We start from the raw sequence: 19,886 nt of genomic DNA on the forward strand, positions 1-19,886 counted from the left end.
AACTTCTATATAGAGTGCATACCCCTGACAAGGGCCTGTAGGTCCCAAAACTTTTCCCTTGGCTTGATTCGGAGGAAGTGTTTCTTTTTCACACCCCGCTCCTGCTATCAGCAAAAGCAGGGCACCTATCCATAAAATGATTTTTGTCTTCATATCTTCTTTTTTATGGTTGACAATTTAATAAAGTAAACAGGAGCCCGTTTAATCCACGGCTTGATATATTCGCTACAATCAAAGACTTCTCCACTGATTATAACGGGGAGGCCATCTTCCTTGTATTTTTCAGGAATATCACATCCTTGGGGAGCCATATCACATCCGAGTAGAATGAGATAATGCTCATGCACAAGTTCCTTGTTGTCTAATACAAAAGAAACATGATTGTCCAGTTTTTTATATCGGATGCGGGCGCTCTCATTGTTAAGAGTTGTAATCGGAATCTTCTCTTCCACGCATTCGCATGGACAAGAGATGCGGCTTTCTTCCTCGGAATTTTTTTTCTCACATCCTGCTCCTGCCATCATTATGAGCAGGACGTTTATCCATACAATAATTTTTGTTTTCATGTTTTTTTAATGTTTAGTTTTTAAATATTTTCTTGACTTCAACTACATTTGGACATGTCTTACTTAGTTGTTTTACCTTAGTACCGTAGATTGTAACAACCGCATTATCATACATTCTAATAGCTTCGCCATTAGAAAGAAAGATTAATTCTAAATCATCATTCTTTCTTTTTAAAATATGTGTTCTTGGAGTACACAAAACTGCTGCTGTCGGGTCATAAATCAATGTTCCCGTTGCAATAATTTCAGACTCGGAATGATCTTTCTTCTCACACCCCACTCCTGCTATCAGCAAAAGCAGGGCACCTATCCATAAAATGATATTCTTTTTCATGCTATCGGATTTTAAAATTGATTTTGAAATGAATGTCCTCTATTTCTATATGTTTGTCTCCCGAAGCAGGGAACAATTTAAATTTATGAGAGAAACCGGTGTAATAATTTCCGGTTTTAAGATGCTCTCTTTTTAGGCTCTTATAATCAAAATCTCCACCTTGAACGATTGATTTTTCAGAATGCAGCCACGCTACTTTGAAGGTGTAACTGTCGTTATTGTTAAATGGATAAGCTGCTATACCTATATCTGTTTGGGGCAATGCTTCGTAAGATTTTCCAACTATTTTCCCGGAAGAGTCGGAAACGGAAAAGAAATTGTCCGAATAGGCACATGGATAGGCATTGTAGTACAAATTTTTTCCCGTCTCATTTTTTATCCGGAAATAAAAGCTGAAATTTTCTCCTTCTTTAAAGACAGTAGCCGGTTTTCCCTGTTCATTAAGCAGACAAAACTTAAAAGCAATACCGTTTATCTTCCGCTCTATAACAGTTTGCTTTCCATAGGGTGATATCTCCCATAGCTGATCATCATTCTTGTTGCAGCCTGTCATTCCCGCTGTTATCCATAGAAATAACAGGCTTACAAATAATGCTTTTTTCTTTGTCTTCATATCTTTTTTTAAAAGTTTATACTTGTTTTCCGCGTTCCGGATATTTCTTTTAGGCTGCGCCTCCGGTGCGGTTTGCGAGGTGCATCGGCTTGTCTGCGAGGAGAAATCTTGTTTATCCCTTCCATTGTTTGTCTGGTAAAGTTCATAAAAAGATGCATTATCAAATGTTTCTTTGTATATGATACAAAAAAGGCACAAAACGCTGCTGAATCAAATGTTATTTTTTTCACTCGCGAGACTTTTTATTTCTTTTGCTACGTTTTTAATTGTCAGTCAGCGTTCAGCTATCAGCATTCAGCCAACAATCAAAACAAATCAACGATTAAACAACTCAACATTTAATAAAGGTCCACAGTACCTCATAATTCGTAATCTATCTATTTAGTTTAGTATCTTTCATGATGACCTGTATTTATATTTTGCGAAATTCAAAAATATCACCGTCTGATACGGCATTATCTATTAACCGTAATTGATGTTGGTTGATACTAAACTCATACGATTTACCATTTATTATAATCACTTTTTCAGATGTAAGTGAATATTTATATGTGCCTTCGGATAAAAATGGAGCAGGAGATAATGTTGTTTTAACCTCAACTAATCCGTTAGAATAAAAAATACACAAGACTTCATTGATTTCAAACGTTTTCTCTTCGGAAAAACCTCCTTGTTTTTTAATTAAACTCCATTTTCCTTCTATTGAAGATGCTTGATCTTTCTTCTCGCACCCCGCTGCTGCTGTTAGCAAAAGCAGGGCACCTATCCATAAAATGATTTGCTGTTTCATGTTTTTCTATTTTTAAAAATTGATAATTGATTTCCGCGTTTCGGATATTTCTTTTACGCTGCGCCTCCGGTGCGGTTTGCGAGGCGCATCGGCTTGCCGGGTGAAGTATCGGTCGTTTTCCATAGTGTTGTTTTTTTGTTATGGTACGACAAAGGTATCAACGTTTTTTGATAACATGCAAATATTTTGCCTGTTTCTTTTGATGCCCGGGAAATAGAGCGTTTAGTTATGGTGTTAAATAATCAATATTTCAACGCCTGTAAGGATATTCTAAGGAGATAAATAAGCAAATCCATAGAATACAGACACCATAAATCTTCCATTTTTAAACAGCGCCTTAGATAATCTCATGAAAAAAGTTCATATTCGTTTTTTGTACCTATATTTACGCCATATTTAAATAGATGGTATGAAAAAAATGTATCAATGGCTATGTGGGGTACTCCTCGCAGGGATAGGAATGTGCGGTTGCGAATTTCAGTCTGTAGAAACAGTCGATTTGTTTACGACAACGTCCGACCGTACCAAAGAGTTCGCTTATGAAATCATTTCGTTTCATGAAGAAGATCTGAAAGATACAGATAGGCTTATTACGCTCGATACGGCAGTGCGTTATCAGACGATGGACGGTTTCGGGGCTGCTCTCACAGGTTCGACAGCCTATAACCTGATGCGGATGACACCGGAAGACCGTTCGGCCTTCCTTTATGAAACGTTCTCCCCCGACAAGATGGGATTCAGCTATGTACGTATTTCGATCGGTTGTTCCGATTTTTCGCTGAGCGAATATACATGTTGCGATAAGAAAGGCATTGAACATTTTTCGCTGACGGCCGAAGAAACCATGTACGTCATGCCTGTCCTGAAAGAAATTTTGCGAATCAATCCGTCGTTGAAAGTGATGGGTTCGTCGTGGACTTGTCCGACTTGGATGAAAATCTCCGACCTGAAAACGAAGCGCGTCTTCCGTTCATGGACCGGTGGACATCTCAATCCACTGTATTACAACGATTATGCTACATATTTCGTAAAATGGATACAGGCCTTTGAGAAAGAAGGCATTCCAATTTATGCCATTACCCCTCAGAATGAACCGCTGAATCGAGGGAACTCGGCTTCTCTGTTTATGGGATGGCGTGAACAGCTCACATTCGTGAAAACGGCGCTCGGCCCGAAGTTCAACGCTTCCGGACTGAAAACAAAAATTTATGTTTTCGATCACAATTACGATTACGATCGAATGGAAGATCAGCAGGATTATCCGCTACATCTTTACGCCGATACCGAAGCGGCGTCCTACATTGCCGGGGCGGCATATCATCATTATTCGGGCGATAAAAGCGAACTGAACCGCATTCACGCGGCTTACCCCGATAAAGAGCTGGTATTTACCGAAGCGTCCATCGGCGAATGGAATGACGGGCACAATTTCCGGACGCGTCTGCTCGAAGATATGCGCGAAATCGGACTGGGAACGGTGAATAATCACTGTAAGGGGGTTATTGTCTGGAACCTGATGCTCGATAGCGGACAGGGACCTAACCGTGAAGGTGGCTGTCGGAACTGTTACGGGGCTGTTGATATCGATACGACGAATTATAAAACCATCACTCGCAACTCGCATTATTTTGTGATTGCACATTTGGCATCGGTCGTGAAGCCCGGAGCCGTGCGTATCGGAATCGAAGGCAAATTACCGGAAGGGGTTACAGGCAGTGCTTTTCTGAATCCGAACGGTAGTTGTGCTTTCGTCGTAATGAATGAATCTTCAGCTCCCTGTACGTTTTTCATGGGCGAAGGCGAGCGTTTGATCCGGTGTAATCTGCCGGGCAGTTCTATAGTCTCCTACCGATGGAACGATAAACCATAAAACAAATATAAATAGTAAGATGAAACGAAAATGGATAGCAGGTCTTATGACCGGATGTATGGCACTGAGTATGGCGACAGCACAAGTGCGAACAGAAACATTATTGGAAAAAAATTGGCGGTTTACACGAACGGACGATGCTCGATCGGCCGAACCGGGTTTTGACGACAGCCGATGGCAACAAGTGACGGTACCGCACGATTGGGCGATTTACGGCCCATTCAGCATCCATCACGACAAACAGGAAGTAGCTATCACGCAGGATGGTCAGAAAGAGGCCATGGAGCATGCCGGACGAACGGGAGGACTGCCTTTCGTCGGAGTCGGCTGGTACCGTACGACGTTTCAACTGGCGGCATCCGCGCAGAGACAGCGTGTCATTCTTCTCTTCGACGGTGCGATGAGCAACGCACGCGTTTATGTAAACGGTCACGAAGTCGGACACTGGCCCTACGGATATAATTCCTTTTATTTCGATGTAACAGACAACATCAACCGCGAGGGTAGCAATACGTTGGCCGTACGGCTCGAAAACAAGCCGGAATCTTCACGCTGGTATCCGGGAGCAGGTATTTATCGCCATGTACACCTGATCACGATGGACGATGTGCATCTTCCGTTATGGGGCACACAGATCATGACCCCTGTCGTGCGTAAACAAAATGCCAAAGTCGTATTCCGTACGCAGCTGACGTATCCTTCCTCGACACGTGGCGAGTTACGATTGGAAACGGAAATCCGCACGCCCGACGGACGGGAACTCGGGGTCGTTTCGTCGAAAATCGACACGTCTTTGCTGGTGGATGGATGTACGGAAACTTCGCTGTGGATCAACGATCCGTTGCTCTGGACACCCGAAACGCCATCGCTTTATACGGCGGTGACAAGGCTCTACCTTGATAATGTGTTGAAAGACGAGCAGACCGGTCGATTCGGTATCCGCTCGCTCGAAATCCGTCCGAACGACGGTTTCTACCTGAACGGAGTGAAAACATTCTTTCGAGGTGTATGCAATCATCACGATTTGGGACCGTTGGGAGCAGCAGTCAACGACGCAGCGATCCGCCGACAGATACGCATCCTCAAAGACATGGGTTGCAATGCCATCCGCACATCGCACAATATGCCGGCACCCGAACTGATCGAGGCCTGCGACGAGATGGGAATGATGGTTATGGTAGAGAGCTTCGACGAATGGAAGACGCCCAAGTGCCGGAATGGATATAACCTTTTCTACGACGAATGGATGGAAAAAGATTTGGTGAATCTGGTGCGCCGTTATCGTAATCATCCGAGCGTCGTGATGTGGTGTGTCGGTAACGAGGTACCTGATCAGGTAGCGCCCGGTGGCGTTTATCTCGCCCGAAGGATGCAGGATATCTGTCATCGCGAAGACCCTACTCGCACGGTAACAGCGGGGATGGATCAGGGATCGGCCATCATCAATAATAATTTTGCTGCTACGTTCGATGTCGTAGGCATGAATTATCGCCTGAAAGCCTATGATGAAGCCTACGAAAAACTACCACAGCAAATCATTCTGGGGAGCGAAACGGCGTCGACCGTCAGCTCGCGCGGTGTCTATAAATTCCCGGTCGAGCGTAAAGCGATGGCACGTTACGAAGATCATCAGAGCAGCAGTTACGATGTGGAGCATTGCAACTGGTCAAGCCTTCCGGAAGACGACTTTATACAGCACGAAGATCGTCCCTACTGCATCGGCGAATTTGTATGGACCGGATTCGATTACCTCGGCGAACCGACCCCTTACTACAGCGACTGGCCCAACCACAGCTCACTGTTCGGAATCATTGATTTAGCCGGTATTCCCAAAGATCGCTATTATCTGTATCGCAGTCATTGGAACAAGAAAGAGGAAACGTTGCATATCCTTCCGCACTGGACGTGGCCGGGACGTGAGGGAGAAGTTACTCCGGTTTTTGTTTACACGAACTACCCGTCGGCCGAGTTGTTTATCAACGGAGTCAGTCAGGGCAAACGATCGAAAGACATGACCGTAACGCAGGAGAACAGCAATACTCCGGAAGACGCCGCTTCGTTCACTCGCCAGAAGCGTTATCGGCTGATGTGGATGGATACGAAATACGAGCCGGGCACCGTGAAAGTGGTGGCTTATGACGATAACGGCAAGACTGTGGCCGAAAAAGAAATGCACACGGCGGGCAAACCGCATCGAATTGAGTTGTCGGCCGACCGCACTTCGTTGCAAGCCGATGGCAAAGACCTCTCATTCATCACGGTAAGAGTTGTCGATAAGGACGGTAACTTATGCCCCGAAGCCGATAAAATGATTCGTTTTAAGGTGAAGGGGGCAGGTTCGTACCGCGCGGCAGCCAACGGCGATGTAACTTGCTTACAACCGTTTCATCTGCCCGAAATGCCGCTCTTCAAAGGCATGTTGACGGCCATCGTACAGTCGGGAGAGAAAGCGGGAACGATTACGTTCGAAGCATCGGCCAAAGGGATAAAAGGAGCGGTATTACATTTGGAAAGTCATCCGAGCGAATAACGCAACTGATCCATGAGTAAAGGCATTTCCGACGGTTTGATACCGGCGCGTATCAGGTCGGGAATGTCTTCCTTTAATAATTCTTGAAACGCCTTAAAATCGCCGGCGGCAGCTACCGATTGCTTATATCGTTCAAGGGCTCCTTTCATATTCTGTACGGCCCATTCGGTATGTCCGGCATTGAGAAAATCCTGCGCCTGAGGTTGTTGACCGTCAATAATTTTCCGGTAATAATTACGTGCCTGATCATATTTCCCGATCAGGAACGAACACCACGCGACGGCCCGTTGCGCCTTGCCGTTGTCGGGACTGATATAATCTACCTTGAAATAATATTTCAAGGCTTCGTGATAGTTTTTCTGCTCCAAATAACAATGTCCGATATTCATCAGGATGGAAAGATTGTCCGGCTCACGTTGGTCGTAGCGAAGGAAGAACTTCAAGGCCTCTTCGGGCTGTTTCAACGTACGGTAGCACCCGGCAATGCGGCGGATCAGCCATTGGCTTTCCGGATTCAGCATCTCCGAACGCAGGTAGTCGCGAAGAGCTCCTTGTATATCGCCGGTCATCTGTCGGCAATAGCCCGATTTCTGATACAGCATCTCATCGCCTGCACCTTGTTCGATCAGGGAGTTGTAAATCGTCAAAGCATCCTCGAAATATCCTTTTCGGAGGTAAAACTCGGCAATTTGCGATAACGTTTCGGTATCCGAAACGTAAGGTTTCAACATGGCGAGATGATGAAAATCGAGTTTTTCGTTGAAGATGTCGTCGAAATCGGAATGTCGGGGATACAGTTTGTAGAAACGGTAAAGGTTCTGAATATACAAGCCGATGATATTTTCGGCTTTCGTGAGTCTGTTTTTCAGTTCTCGGGTCTGCTGTTCGTTCATCTGATTGATTTGTCCGTCAAGCTGATGAAGAATCATTTTTCGATGTGATTCGGGTATTTGCAGCAGGCTGAAGTAAAGCGAATATTTATCGGAGTCGCACATAAACGACGCTTGCAATAGCGTGTCGAGTGTCCCCACACCGGTATTCACTCCGTCTTTCAGCGCGGAATGTTCGGTCGAAAACGGCAGAAACCAGTGGCCGATCTCCCGGAAGAACGGGAAATGCTTGAGATGAATGAATGTCGAGTGCATCACATCAATACCTTCTTCCTGCATTTCGGTGTACTCTTCGAGCCATTTCGAGAGTTTGTCGCTTTTCCATTCCGGATTCATCTCATCGCCCGAAAGCTCCGTGATGAGATCAGACCATGAAGCCCCCGGATTGATTTTAGGGCGTAGTCTCATCATCTCCGGAATAATTTCTTCCTGCAGTTTATGCGATACTTTCTCTGTCTCACGCGCGAGGATAAAGCGGAGAATGATGGTCAGTAGGAGTCGTTTGAAATCAGGTGCTTCGGCCAACAGTCCGAGCCGACGTTCCATCTCCGGATAAAACGCGATGCGCCGGCGATAAGTGTACAGTGTCAAACAGATGGCAATCAGCGCACGGATACGAATGGTTTCGTCGGACGTAGACGAAGCCGCATCGAACAGCAGCAGCAGCTTCTCCTTGTCGAATGTCTCTTGCAGACCGAGCCAAAGAGCCGAAACGATCTGACTTCTGGCTGCCGACGGATAGTGAGCATCGGCCAGTGCTTCCCGAACAGCAACGACGATCTCTTGCGAGAGAAAAGTTGTTGTCCAGAGATGTCCGAACAGACGGTTTACGGAGGCCTCGTACGCTTCCGTTTCTCCGGCCTCGGCATAGAACGGAGTTTGTTTAAGCAGGGTGCCGGTCTCGACGGGCTGAAGCATCAGCGTACGACGGACGGCATAATAGGTGGCGGGAGAAATATCTGCCAAAAGTTCATGTCGCAGTCGATCTGTCAGCTCGTATGTTTGCGTCCGGATACCTGCGTAAATCTGTTCCTGCATAGGGTCTCCCGAACCTTCTATATAGTAACGGAGCATGTATTGATACGTCTCCTGTAATTCGTCGAGTTTGTTTTGATAAGTATACGTCTGTGAACCGGCGATCAGCCCTTGAAGCGTGTCAAAGGCTGTCTTGAGCGCTCCCCGATCGAGCGCTTCCGTCGTACGTGCACAAGCGGTCTGTATCTCTTGTATTGTCATCTGTTTTCCGAAAGAGCAAAAGCCATGCCAAAGGTATGAAAATTTTCCTGAAATTCGTATCTTTGCCGGCAAAACAGAAATTTGACACAATGAATCATATACGCAATTTTTGTATCATCGCCCATATCGATCATGGGAAAAGTACCTTGGCCGACCGCCTGCTCGAATACACGAAGACCGTAGCGGCAAAAGACATGCAGTCGCAAGTGCTCGACAACATGGATTTGGAGCGCGAGCGAGGCATTACGATCAAGAGTCACGCGATCCAGATGGAATACGAATATAAGGGAGAGAAATATGTCTTGAACCTGATCGATACGCCGGGACACGTCGATTTCTCGTACGAAGTATCGCGTTCGATCGCGGCATGCGAGGGTGCTCTGCTCATCGTCGACGCGGCGCAGGGTATTCAGGCGCAGACAATTTCGAACTTATATATGGCCATCGAGAACGACCTCGAAATTATTCCCGTGATCAATAAGATTGACCTTCCGAGTGCGATGCCTGAAGAGATCGAGGATCAGATCGTCGAACTGATCGGCTGTCCGCGAGATTCGATTCTTCGCGCCAGCGGTAAAACGGGCGACGGCGTATATGATATCCTCAACGCCATTGTGGAGCGCGTGTCTCCTCCTTCGGGCGATCCGGAGGCCCCGCTGCAATGTCTCATTTTCGACTCGGTGTTCAACTCGTTTCGCGGAATCATCGCTTATTTCAAGGTCGTAAACGGTACGATTCGTCAGGGCGACCATGTGAAGTTTATCGCTACCGGCAAAGAATACGATGCTGACGAAGTAGGTGTGCTGAAGCTCGAAATGAGCCCCCGCAAAGAAGTGCGTACGGGCGATGTGGGATATATCATCTCCGGTATCAAAACGTCGAAAGAGGTAAAAGTCGGAGATACGATTACGCATGTCAAACGACCTGCCTCCGAAGCCATCGCCGGGTTCGAGGAGGTGAAACCGATGGTCTTTGCGGGTGTGTATCCGATTGCTCCCGAAGATTTTGAAAACCTGCGCACCTCGCTCGAAAAATTACAGTTGAACGATGCCTCTCTGACGTTTCAACCCGAAAGTTCGGTGGCGCTGGGCTTCGGCTTCCGATGCGGATTCCTCGGACTGCTGCACATGGAAATCATTCAGGAGCGTTTGGATCGTGAGTTCGACATGGACGTGATTACGACCGTGCCGAACGTATCGTATAAAGTGTACGACAAAAAAGGCAACTGCACCGAAGTGCATAACCCCGGCGGCTTGCCCGACCCGACGCAGATCGACCATATCGAGGAACCGTTTATCCGTGCTTCCATCATCACACAGACCACGTATATCGGACCGATTATGACACTCTGTCTCGGTAAACGCGGCATTCTCATCAAGCAGGATTACATTACCGGCAACCGGATCGAGCTTTTTTACGACCTCCCCTTGGGCGAGATCGTGATCGACTTTTACGACAAACTCAAGAGCGTTTCGAAAGGGTACGCGTCGTTCGACTACCATCTGCACGATTACCGGCCGGGCAAACTCGTCAAACTCGATATTTTGCTTAACGGTGAGCCGGTCGATGCCCTTTCCACCCTCACCCATTTCGACAACAGCGTGACCTTCGGCCGACGCATGTGCGAGAAGTTGAAAGAATTGATCCCCCGACAGCAATTCGACATCGCCATACAAGCGGCTATCGGGGCAAAAATCATTGCCCGCGAAACGATCAAGGCCGTCCGCAAAGACGTGACAGCCAAATGTTACGGTGGTGACGTTTCGCGTAAACGCAAACTGCTTGAGAAACAAAAAGAGGGGAAAAAGCGGATGAAACAGATCGGCACGGTCGAAGTGCCGCAGAAAGCGTTTCTTGCCGTCTTGAAGTTGGAATAAAATCATTCATAAGCCGTAATGTCGGAGCATGGAACCGTTGCGTAACGACGCCCCGAAGATTCGTACGCCCCGACGCGAAGCCTGTTGAAAACAACGCGGCATTGGCCGGATGCCGGAAAACATCGGGTGAAACGCGGGCGATTTCAGGCCCTGCGAGCCGGCGTTTCGTGGCCTTCTACCGATCTTCCGTTCCTTCCAACCGAAGTTCCGTTGAACGCAACGAAACTTTTTGGCGATCGCGCGCAAGTTCCGTTCCTTCCCCCGATGTTTCGGGGAGATTGCCCCGAAGAGCCGGAACATCGACCCGAAGTCCGGGGTGCACCAACGAAACTTGCGTTGGAAAGAACGAATTTTATTCAAGCATCCCCCAAACACGCGTTGTATCGCCCCGAAGTTCGGTTGAACGCAACGAGCCGCGCGTACGATTATACGGACGCACGGTTGGTGAGAACGGACCTTCCGTTCCTCGCACGCTTCCGGCGCCGGAACGCGTCTCTTTACTCGTTAAATTAATTGAAAATCAATCGAATATACCACAAAGGAGGTGCGATCAGCGGTTCTCAAGGCTTTCCGTTTCTTTCCGGTAGTATTCGTAGCGGTTCAGCACATCGGAGACATAATTATACGTCTCCGTACCGCGCAGATAACCGAATTTGCAGACCGAATCGGTATAATACTGCGCTTCGGCTTTGAGGCGGATAAACTCGGCCACGTTGTCGTTCCACACGTTCGGGTTACGTCCGTACTTCTGCGCCAGTCTTTGCGCATCGTAAATATGTCCGATTCCGGCATTGTAAGAAGCCAGCGTCAGTTTGATACGTTCGAGCGAGTCGAGCGAGACAAATCCCTTTCCAAAACGGCGCAGGCATTCAATCGCAGCCTGTACGTTCTTTTCCGGATTTTGCATCTCTCCTGCGTCAAATCCCAGCCCGCGCGCCGTAGCCGGCATGATGCCCATCAGTCCCTCGGCACCGCTCCAAGCGACAACCTGAGGCTGAAAACGAGACTCCTGATACGCAATGGATGCCAGCAAACGCCAGTCCCACCCCAATCGGCCGGCATAACGCTTGAACAGATCGTCATACGGAGAGATTTGTCCGTTTGCTATCTTCGGCATACCGATCAGCGTCGGTGAAACTTTCGAAAGTTCAAAGTAACGTTTGATAGCCGACTGATAAGAGCTTTTCCCGGTTATGTTCGACGCCCACGCATGAATAGCCTTAGCCAGTTTCGGACAGTTCTTGCGCACCGCCCACGAAGAGCGCTGTTTAAAACTGATTGCCAGATTGATATTAATATTTCGGTAATACGTCCGATTCAGTCTGGCCACATCGTCTTCACACACCGTGTAATCGATCTGGCCTTTTGCCACCATCTCGATCAAATCTTCCGACGAGATCGTGTCTTTATCGATATGGACAATGCGGATTCCTCCTCCCAACTCGCTGTTGAGGTTCTCGAGTCGCTCTTGATAACGTCGATACGGTTTTATACAGACCTCTTTCCCGATGAGTTGCGTCACATCGGTCAACACCGTATCTCCACGTCCGGCGCGCTGGACGATAACCAGATTCGATTGCCGTTCATAGCCGCAAAAAAGCATCTGCTCTTTTAACTTATTGTCGATGGTAATCGGATAAGCCGCAACATCGGCCTCGCCCGATTGCAACATCTCCATCAGGCGGGTAATGTTTTCGGCCACCTTCATATTCAAACGCAATCCGTTCTGGCGGGCGAAGTCGGCGATGAGATCGTACTCATACCCCATCGCCTGCATCTTATATTGGAAATACGACGTAGAACTGTTGAGCGTCACAGCCGTTATCTCCCCCTTCTCTTTGATGGAAGGCCAATCGGATGAAGTCTCTTCACTCTGAGAACGGTTCCCTCCGCTGTAGCATCCGCACAGCAACAGAAGCAAAGACACAAGCGGAAAGACAAATGTATTTCTATACATTATTTTATAGTATGGTATTACATCGTAACTCTATCGGTCATTCTTTTTACGAAGCAAGGCTACGTTTTCGACATGATGCGTATGCGGAAACATATCGACCGGCTGAATTTTTACCACCTCATAACGGATACTCATCCGCTCAATGTCTCGTGCCTGCGTAGCCGGATTACAACTCACATAGACGATTTTTTCGGGCGATGCCGCCAGAATCGTATCAATCACGTCGTTGTGCATACCCATACGTGGGGGGTCGGTGATGATTACGTCCGGCCGGCCATGTTCTTCGATAAAAGCCGTCGTGAGCAAATCTTTCATATCTCCGGCAAAGAACGCGACATTGTCGATGCCGTTCAGTTGCGCGTTTACTTTCGCATCCTCGATTGCCTCGGGCACATATTCGATACCTACTACCTTGCGGGCTTTCCGGGCAACGAAGTTGGCGATTGTCCCGGTACCGGTGTAAAGATCGTAAACCGTTTCGTTGCCGCTCAATCCGGCGAACTCGCGCGTTACATCATACAGCCGGTAAGCCTGCTCGCTGTTTGTTTGATAGAATGATTTGGGTCCCACCTTAAACTGCAAATCCTCCATCCGCTCAATCAAATGATCTTTCCCACGATATAACTCGATATCCAAGTCGGTCAGCGTATCGTTCCGTTTCCCGTTGATGACATACATCAGCGACGTAATTTCCGGTATTTGCTCCAGCAGATGCTCCAACAAGGCTTCGCGTAGCGCCTTATCTTCTCTGAAGAAAGCCAGAACGACCATCAACTCACCGGTCGAGGCGGTACGTATCATCAACGTGCGCACAAAGCCTTCCTGATTTTTCAAGTCGAAGAAAGAATAACCCTCGTGCGTCAGACAGAAATTTTTCACGCATAGCCGAATCCGGTTCGACACATCGTCCTGCAACCAGCAACGCCGGATATCGAGCACCTTATCGAACATGCCCGGAATATGGAACCCCAGCGCGTTCATCTCCGTATATTCGATACCGGAGGCCACTTCCTGTTCGGTCAGCCAGCGCTTGTTCGAAAATGTAAACTCCAGCTTGTTACGGTAATGCATCGTGCGCTCCGAACCGAGAATCGGCAACACCTCTCCTATCGGTACCTTGCCGATTCGCGTCAGCGTATCCGTAACTTGTTTTTGCTTATAGCGCAACTGTTCTTCGTAAGGCAGATGCTGCCATTTGCAGCCTCCGCATACCCCGAAATGTTCGCAGAAAGGAGTTGCCCGCTTCTCACTGTACTTGTGGAATGCGATAACATTCCCTTCGGCATAATGACTTCGTTTGCGAGTCAAACGGATATCTACCACATCACCCGGTGCCGCCCACGGCACAAAAACAACCATTTCACTCACTTTGGCAATCGCTTTGCCTTCGGCCGCAACATCCGTGATTTCTACCTCTTCCAGTATCGGGAAGGGTTTCTTTTTTCGTGTCAAATCTGTGAATAATTAAAAAATTCGCCACGCAAATATAAAAACTAACTTCCGGATAGAATCAAAAATAGTTTTAAAACATAAAAATACCTTCGCGGTTTATTTGGAAATCAGCGATCAAAATAGCTATATTTGCACTGTCGAGATTTCTATGACTTATCATAATTCAACAAATATATGGAAATAAAGAGAGTTTACACCTTTGGTAATGGAAAAGCCGAAGGGCGGGCAGATATGCGGAATCTGCTGGGTGGAAAAGGAGCCAACTTGGCAGAAATGAACTTGATTGGAGTGCCTGTTCCTCCGGGATTTACCATCACAACCGATGTCTGCAACGAGTATTATAAAATCGGAAAAGAAAAAGTGGTAGAGTTACTGCAAGACGAAGTGAAAAATGCGGTAGCCTACGTCGAATCATTGATGCACTCCAAGTTCGGAGACGTAGAGAACCCTCTGCTCGTTTCGGTACGTTCGGGAGCCCGCGCTTCGATGCCCGGGATGATGGATACCATCCTGAATCTGGGACTCAACGACGAAGTGGTTGAAGGATTGGCGCGTAAGACGAACAATCCCCGCTTTGCATGGGACTCGTATCGCCGCTTTGTCCAGATGTACGGAGACGTAGTACTGGGAATGAAGCCTGAAAATAAAGAGGATATTGACCCGTTCGAAGAAATTATCGAAGAAGTAAAGAAAGCCAAGGGCGTCACGCTCGATAACGAACTCGGAGTGGAAGACTTGAAGGAGCTTGTCACCAAATTCAAGGCTGCCGTAAAGAAACAAACCGGTCGCGATTTCCCGACTTCAGCCTATGAGCAGTTGTGGGGAGCCATTTGCTCCGTTTTCAACTCGTGGATGAACGAACGCGCCATTTTGTATCGTAAGATGGAAGGCATCCCGGCCGAATGGGGAACAGCAGTCAATGTACAGGCAATGGTTTTCGGTAACATGGGTGAAACCTCGGCAACCGGTGTTTGCTTCTCGCGCGACGCAGGCAATGGCGAAGATTTGTTCAACGGCGAATACCTGATCAATGCGCAAGGCGAAGACGTGGTCGCCGGCATTCGCACCCCGCAACAGATCACCAAGATCGGTTCGCAACGCTGGGCGGAACTGGCCGGTGTGCCTGAAGCGCTCAGAGCAGCGGAGTACCCTTCGATGGAAGAAGCCATGCCCGAAATATATAAAGAACTGGACGCGATTCAGACGAAGCTCGAAGATCATTACCGCGACATGCAGGATATGGAATTTACCGTACAGGATGGCAAGCTCTGGTTCCTGCAAACCCGTAACGGAAAACGTACCGGCGCGGCGATGGTTAAGATTGCCATGGACCTGCTACGTCAAGGCATGATCGATGAAAAAACGGCTTTGAAACGCATCGATGCGAACAAACTGGATGAGCTGCTTCACCCCGTATTCGATAAAGAAGCGTTGAAAAAGGCCAAAGTGCTGACACGCGGACTTCCCGCCTCGCCGGGAGCAGCTACGGGACAGATCGTATTCTTCGCAGATGATGCGGCGAAATGGTACGACGAAGGGCATAAAATCGTGCTTGTACGTATTGAAACATCGCCCGAAGATTTAGCGGGTATGGCCGTAGCCGAAGGTATCCTGACCGCTCGCGGAGGAATGACCTCGCATGCCGCTGTCGTAGCCCGTGGCATGGGAAAATGCTGCGTATCGGGTGCAGGAGCATTGAATATCGATTATAAAAATCGCACAGTCGAAATAGACGGAACAGTACTCAAGGAAGGCGATTATATCTCCATCAACGGTACGACGGGCGAAGTGTATAAAGATGAAGTGCGTACGCAAGCCGCCGAACTGCTCGACGACTTCGCAGAACTCATGAAGCTGGCGGACAAATATACTCACCTCAAAGTACGTACAAACGCCGACACACCGCACGACGCGGAAGTGGCACGCGGATTCGGAGCCGTAGGTATCGGATTGTGTCGTACGGAACACATGTTCTTCGAAGGCGATAAAATCAAAGCCATGCGCGAAATGATTCTCTCCGAGAACGCCGAAGGACGAAAGAAAGCGTTGGCGAAAATCCTGCCCTATCAGCAGGCCGACTTCAAAGGAATCTTCAAAGCCATGGCCGGCTATCCCGTCACGGTTCGTCTGCTCGATCCTCCGTTGCACGAATTTGTACCTCACGATCCGAAAGGTCAAAAGGAACTGGCCGATGCAATGGGCGTAAGCGTAGAATACATCCGGCAACGGGTAGATGCTCTGCACGAACAGAATCCGATGCTCGGACATCGCGGGTGCCGCTTGGGGAATACGTATCCCGAAATTACACAGATGCAGACACGCGCGATCCTCGGAGCTGCACTCGAACTGAAAAAAGAAGGCGTATCGACTTATCCCGAAATTATGGTGCCGCTCACCGGTATCGTATACGAATTCAAAGAGCAGGAAGAGGTGATTCGTGCCGAAGCAGAAGCGCTTTTTGCCGAACAAGGTGATAAAATCGACTTTAAGGTCGGTACGATGATCGAAGTGCCGCGTGCAGCTTTGACAGCAAATAAGATTGCTTCGAAGGCTGAATTCTTCTCGTTCGGAACGAATGACTTGACTCAAATGACGTTTGGCTATTCACGCGACGATATCGCCTCCTTCCTTCCGATTTATCTGGAAAAGAAAATTCTGAAGGTAGACCCATTCCAAGTGCTTGATCAGAATGGTGTCGGACAGTTGATCCGTATGGCCACGGAAAAAGGTCGAGCCGTACGTCCGGATTTGAAGTGCGGTATCTGCGGTGAACACGGAGGAGAGCCATCGTCGGTAAAATTCTGTCATCAGGTAGGATTAGACTACGTCAGCTGTTCGCCTTTCCGGGTGCCGATTGCACGCATTGCGGCCGCGCAAGCTGCGATTGAAGCGTAATACGCGCTTAGGCCATCTTCTGAAAAAAGAAAAGGAGTGTGTCAGACAAACATCGATTGCTGACATGCTCTTTTTTTATATTTTCTTTGGATAGATATTAAAAAAAGTCTACTTTTGCTCCTCAATAATGACTATACCTGCTAAATAAAAAGGATGGATCGGTATTTGATAATAAAAACGAGAGATGAATTATTGCGCATACGCATCAGCAACATACTCTATCTCGAAGCAGATCGGAATTACACGAAACTGCTATTGACGGAGGGCGTTCAGTTTACATTTGCTATCAATATCGGAAAAATCGAAGGTATGCTGGACACACAAGCTTCAGAGTCCAGATCACAACTCATTCGGGTAGGCAAAAGCTACATCATCAACAAAAATTACATTTTGCAAATTAATTTACCGAAACAAAAATTACTATTGCTCGTTCCGGGCTCGAAACCTCGCGAACTGGTTGTACCCAGAGAGCCGCTAAAAGCCCTGAAGGAGAGCTTGGAGCAAGATGCACTAATTACAACAAAAAACAAAGATTCACAATGATCATCCGGATCGGTAAAGCAAACGACAATGACTTTGTAGTAGATGATGTACACGTCAGCCGGTATCATGCACGGTTGATACGCGATGAAAACGGCCATCTTTTTATTGAAGATACAGATTCCGCAAATGGCACGTATGTCAATGGGGACCGTGTAATCAAGAAAAAAGTGGTGCCCTCTGATGTTATTATGCTCGGAGATCATTATGTTCTGGATATAATGGCCGTTTTGAAATCAGATAACGATTACAGTGAAGAATTCGCCGCTTTAAAGCCGGTCTATGAAAGATATATCAAAGAAAAAATACGGATTCAGTCTACGAACCAGTTCAAGACACGTATCTTCCAATCGCTGCCATTTGCTTTTGTCGGGGTGGCGGGACTCATTATCGGAGTCCTTGGGAAGCATCACCAAGGCATCTTTATCGGCAGTTTGACACTGGCGATATGTGCACCCACTTTAGGTATTTACCTTGGAGCCAGACAGTCCGCTAAAATCCCGGCTTTGATACAACGCCTCTCCAATCAATTCAAAATCGATTACGTCTGTCCCAAATGCGGAACATTTCTCGGCGAAATCCCTTGGGAATCTTTGGCCAACAAAAAGAGATGCTCTGTCGGCTCATGTCGTGCCAAATGGGTGAAAAAATAGAATGATATATACCAAACAATGGTTTTGTACAATAATCTCCTTGCTTCGTACGTTAATGGTTAAGAATTAAATCACATAAGATTTTAATATGTATCTTTGTGACAGAATAACCAAAAAAACAGTAAAGAGATGAACAATGAACATACATTCGTAACGATAGACAACGACGCCGATGAAGTCTTGTTGATCGACGTCAATGAAACACCCGCGAGTGATTTCGTAATGGTGGATGAAGTGTTGGACGACACGGATTTCATCACGCTTTCCGACGATGTGGAAATCGCTTCTGAAGAAGACATTATCGACATTACTTCGGGCATGGATGACGCAGACGTTTCAATCATTTTATGATTCCGGTAAAATGCCCGCATTGTAAAGTCGGTTTAAAAGTTGATGAAACAAAAATTCCCGAAGGAATAGCTTCATTTAAATGCCCGAAATGCCGGCATGATGTTCCGGTTTCTTATTTAAAAAACGAACAGCCGACCGATTCCGAAACTGTTTTAATCCGGCCGATCCGAAAAGGATGCGGCCGGTTAATTGTGGTCGCCAATCCGGATACTCCGGAGCAAACATTTCCTTTGCGTGAAGGAATCTTTATCGTAGGACGCAAAGCGTCTGTGTCGGAAGCGACGATCCGTATCGAAACCGGCGATAAAGAAATGAGCCGCAATCACATGCGGATAGAAATAAAGAAAGACAATCGGGGAAACTACATCCACATGCTCTCGGATTACCAGAGCAAGAATCATACGCAATATAACGGCAGATCTTTAGATAAAGGCGAAGTGGTAGTGCTGAAAAATAACGACGAAATCAAAATCGGACACACTCACGTTCGCTTTAAGGAGTAACTTATTGTTTTAGTGCCATGAATATAACACTCGGAATGCCATACGCTATCTGTGAAAGAGGAAAAAGACCGAACAACGAAGATGCGATCTTTCCCTCCTCCTCTCAAACGATAGAGCGCTCACAGAGACTCTTTGTCGTATGCGATGGTGTTGGCGGTGCGGAAAAAGGCGAGATCGCCAGTTCGCTGGCATGTGAATCTTTTCAGATTTTCTTTTCCACTTTTATGGAAGAAGATGCCACCGACGATCTGATTCGCAAAGCTGTCCGATATACCGAAGTACGTTTTGACGAATACATCTCGACGCATCCCGAAGCAGAAGGAATGGCCACTACACTCACGATGCTCTACTTTGGAAACAAGGGGGTTACGGCCGCACATATCGGTGACAGTCGGATTTATCAGTTCCGAGACGGAAAGCCGATCTTTCGGACGGAAGACCATTCGCTGGTTAATTTTTGGGTAAAGACAGGGAAAATCAATCAAGAAGAAGCCTTGCATCATCCTCAAAAGAACATCATCACTCGGGCAATCACAGGCTCAGCCAATCCGACCGAAGCAGACATTGCCTTCCTGACGGATATTCAACCCAACGATTGCTTTCTCATGTGTACGGACGGAGTAACCGACTGCTTGTCGGACAAGGTACTATCCTCCCTTTTCACCAGACCTTACATGTCTGAAAAAATAAAAGATACCCTTGTGGAAACGTGCTATGAAAAAGCCCACGATAATTACTCTTTCTATCTTTTGCCTGTCTTAAAAGTGCAAAATTCATCGAGTTACAACTAATTTACTCTACCTTTTTTATTCTTTCGTTAAAAAAATGT

At 47.2% G+C, this 19,886-nt stretch carries 17 protein-coding genes; 10 read left to right on the plus strand and 7 right to left on the minus strand.

Translation table 11 applies throughout. The annotated features are described in order from the left end of the window. Positions 1 to 149 precede the first annotated feature (149 nt). The 4 genes from EII41_RS06340 to EII41_RS06355 all read right to left on the minus strand — a co-directional run bounded on the left by EII41_RS06340 (position 150) and on the right by EII41_RS06355 (position 2,303). Complete coding sequence (locus EII41_RS06340) at positions 150 to 566, minus strand: hypothetical protein (protein WP_124789894.1); 417 nt, start codon at positions 564 to 566, stop codon at positions 150 to 152. Between the two features lie 13 nt (positions 567 to 579). After that, the gene (locus EII41_RS06345; RefSeq protein ID WP_124789895.1) at positions 580 to 900 is read right to left on the minus strand and encodes a hypothetical protein; all 321 of its coding nucleotides are present in this window, start codon (positions 898 to 900) and stop codon (positions 580 to 582) included. A gap of 1 nt (position 901) precedes the next feature. After that, complete coding sequence (locus tag EII41_RS06350) at positions 902 to 1,513, minus strand: hypothetical protein (protein WP_124789896.1); 612 nt, start codon at positions 1,511 to 1,513, stop codon at positions 902 to 904. 412 nt (positions 1,514 to 1,925) lie between these two features. Next, positions 1,926 to 2,303, minus strand: a complete 378-nt coding sequence (locus EII41_RS06355; RefSeq protein WP_124789897.1) for a hypothetical protein — start codon at positions 2,301 to 2,303, stop codon at positions 1,926 to 1,928. Between the two features lie 460 nt (positions 2,304 to 2,763). On the opposite strand from EII41_RS06355, the gene EII41_RS06360 reads away from it, so the two are divergent. After that, the gene (locus EII41_RS06360; RefSeq protein WP_260425505.1) at positions 2,764 to 4,173 is read left to right on the plus strand and encodes a glycoside hydrolase family 30 protein; all 1,410 of its coding nucleotides are present in this window, start codon (positions 2,764 to 2,766) and stop codon (positions 4,171 to 4,173) included. A 19-nt stretch (positions 4,174 to 4,192) separates the two neighbouring features. Next, positions 4,193 to 6,703: a beta-galactosidase GalB gene (gene galB / locus EII41_RS06365; RefSeq protein WP_124789899.1), complete on the plus strand. Its 2,511-nt coding sequence runs from the start codon at positions 4,193 to 4,195 to the stop codon at positions 6,701 to 6,703. On the opposite strand, the gene EII41_RS06370 is transcribed toward galB, so the two are convergent. Then, positions 6,688 to 8,829, minus strand: coding sequence for a tetratricopeptide repeat protein (locus EII41_RS06370; protein ID WP_124789900.1), 2,142 nt, complete (start codon positions 8,827 to 8,829; stop codon positions 6,688 to 6,690). The two genes, galB and EII41_RS06370, sit on opposite strands and share 16 nt — an antisense overlap. A gap of 89 nt (positions 8,830 to 8,918) precedes the next feature. Between EII41_RS06370 and lepA the strand changes: the two genes are divergently transcribed. Next, complete coding sequence (gene lepA, locus EII41_RS06375; protein WP_124789901.1) at positions 8,919 to 10,706, plus strand: translation elongation factor 4; 1,788 nt, start codon at positions 8,919 to 8,921, stop codon at positions 10,704 to 10,706. An 84-nt stretch (positions 10,707 to 10,790) separates the two neighbouring features. Further along, entirely contained in the window at positions 10,791 to 11,219 is a 429-nt protein-coding gene (locus EII41_RS06380; RefSeq protein ID WP_124789902.1) for a hypothetical protein, read from the plus strand. 37 nt (positions 11,220 to 11,256) lie between these two features. Here EII41_RS06380 and EII41_RS06385 read toward each other — a convergent pair whose 3' ends face one another. Continuing rightward, entirely contained in the window at positions 11,257 to 12,663 is a 1,407-nt protein-coding gene (locus EII41_RS06385; RefSeq protein ID WP_124789903.1) for a transglycosylase SLT domain-containing protein, read from the minus strand. 30 nt (positions 12,664 to 12,693) lie between these two features. Then, positions 12,694 to 14,115, minus strand: coding sequence for a 23S rRNA (uracil(1939)-C(5))-methyltransferase RlmD (gene rlmD / locus EII41_RS06390; RefSeq protein WP_124789904.1), 1,422 nt, complete (start codon positions 14,113 to 14,115; stop codon positions 12,694 to 12,696). Positions 14,116 to 14,289: 174 nt separating this feature from the next. On the opposite strand from rlmD, the gene ppdK reads away from it, so the two are divergent. The 6 genes from ppdK (at position 14,290) to EII41_RS06420 (ending at position 19,848) form a co-directional block, all read left to right on the plus strand. Beyond that, the gene (gene ppdK / locus EII41_RS06395; RefSeq protein ID WP_124789905.1) at positions 14,290 to 17,010 is read left to right on the plus strand and encodes a pyruvate, phosphate dikinase; all 2,721 of its coding nucleotides are present in this window, start codon (positions 14,290 to 14,292) and stop codon (positions 17,008 to 17,010) included. 153 nt (positions 17,011 to 17,163) lie between these two features. Next, a complete protein-coding gene (locus EII41_RS06400) occupies positions 17,164 to 17,553 on the plus strand; it encodes a LytTR family DNA-binding domain-containing protein (protein WP_124750671.1) in 390 nt (129 codons plus the stop codon). Continuing rightward, on the plus strand, positions 17,550 to 18,203 hold the full coding sequence (locus EII41_RS06405; RefSeq protein ID WP_124789906.1) for an FHA domain-containing protein: 654 nt from the start codon (positions 17,550 to 17,552) through the stop codon (positions 18,201 to 18,203). The genes EII41_RS06400 and EII41_RS06405 overlap by 4 nt, the downstream gene beginning before the upstream one ends. 129 nt (positions 18,204 to 18,332) lie before the next feature. Next, positions 18,333 to 18,554, plus strand: coding sequence for a hypothetical protein (locus tag EII41_RS06410; protein WP_124750673.1), 222 nt, complete (start codon positions 18,333 to 18,335; stop codon positions 18,552 to 18,554). Next, positions 18,551 to 19,057 (plus strand): FHA domain-containing protein, encoded by a 507-nt coding sequence (locus tag EII41_RS06415; RefSeq protein WP_124789907.1) that lies wholly within the window; start codon positions 18,551 to 18,553, stop codon positions 19,055 to 19,057. The genes EII41_RS06410 and EII41_RS06415 overlap by 4 nt, the downstream gene beginning before the upstream one ends. A 17-nt stretch (positions 19,058 to 19,074) precedes the next feature. Beyond that, entirely contained in the window at positions 19,075 to 19,848 is a 774-nt protein-coding gene (locus EII41_RS06420) for a PP2C family protein-serine/threonine phosphatase (RefSeq protein ID WP_124789908.1), read from the plus strand. Positions 19,849 to 19,886 lie beyond the last annotated feature (38 nt).

It is taken from the genome of Tannerella forsythia (assembly GCF_003860135.1).
In the GTDB taxonomy this organism is placed as follows: Bacteria; Bacteroidota; Bacteroidia; order Bacteroidales; family Tannerellaceae; genus Tannerella; species Tannerella forsythia_A.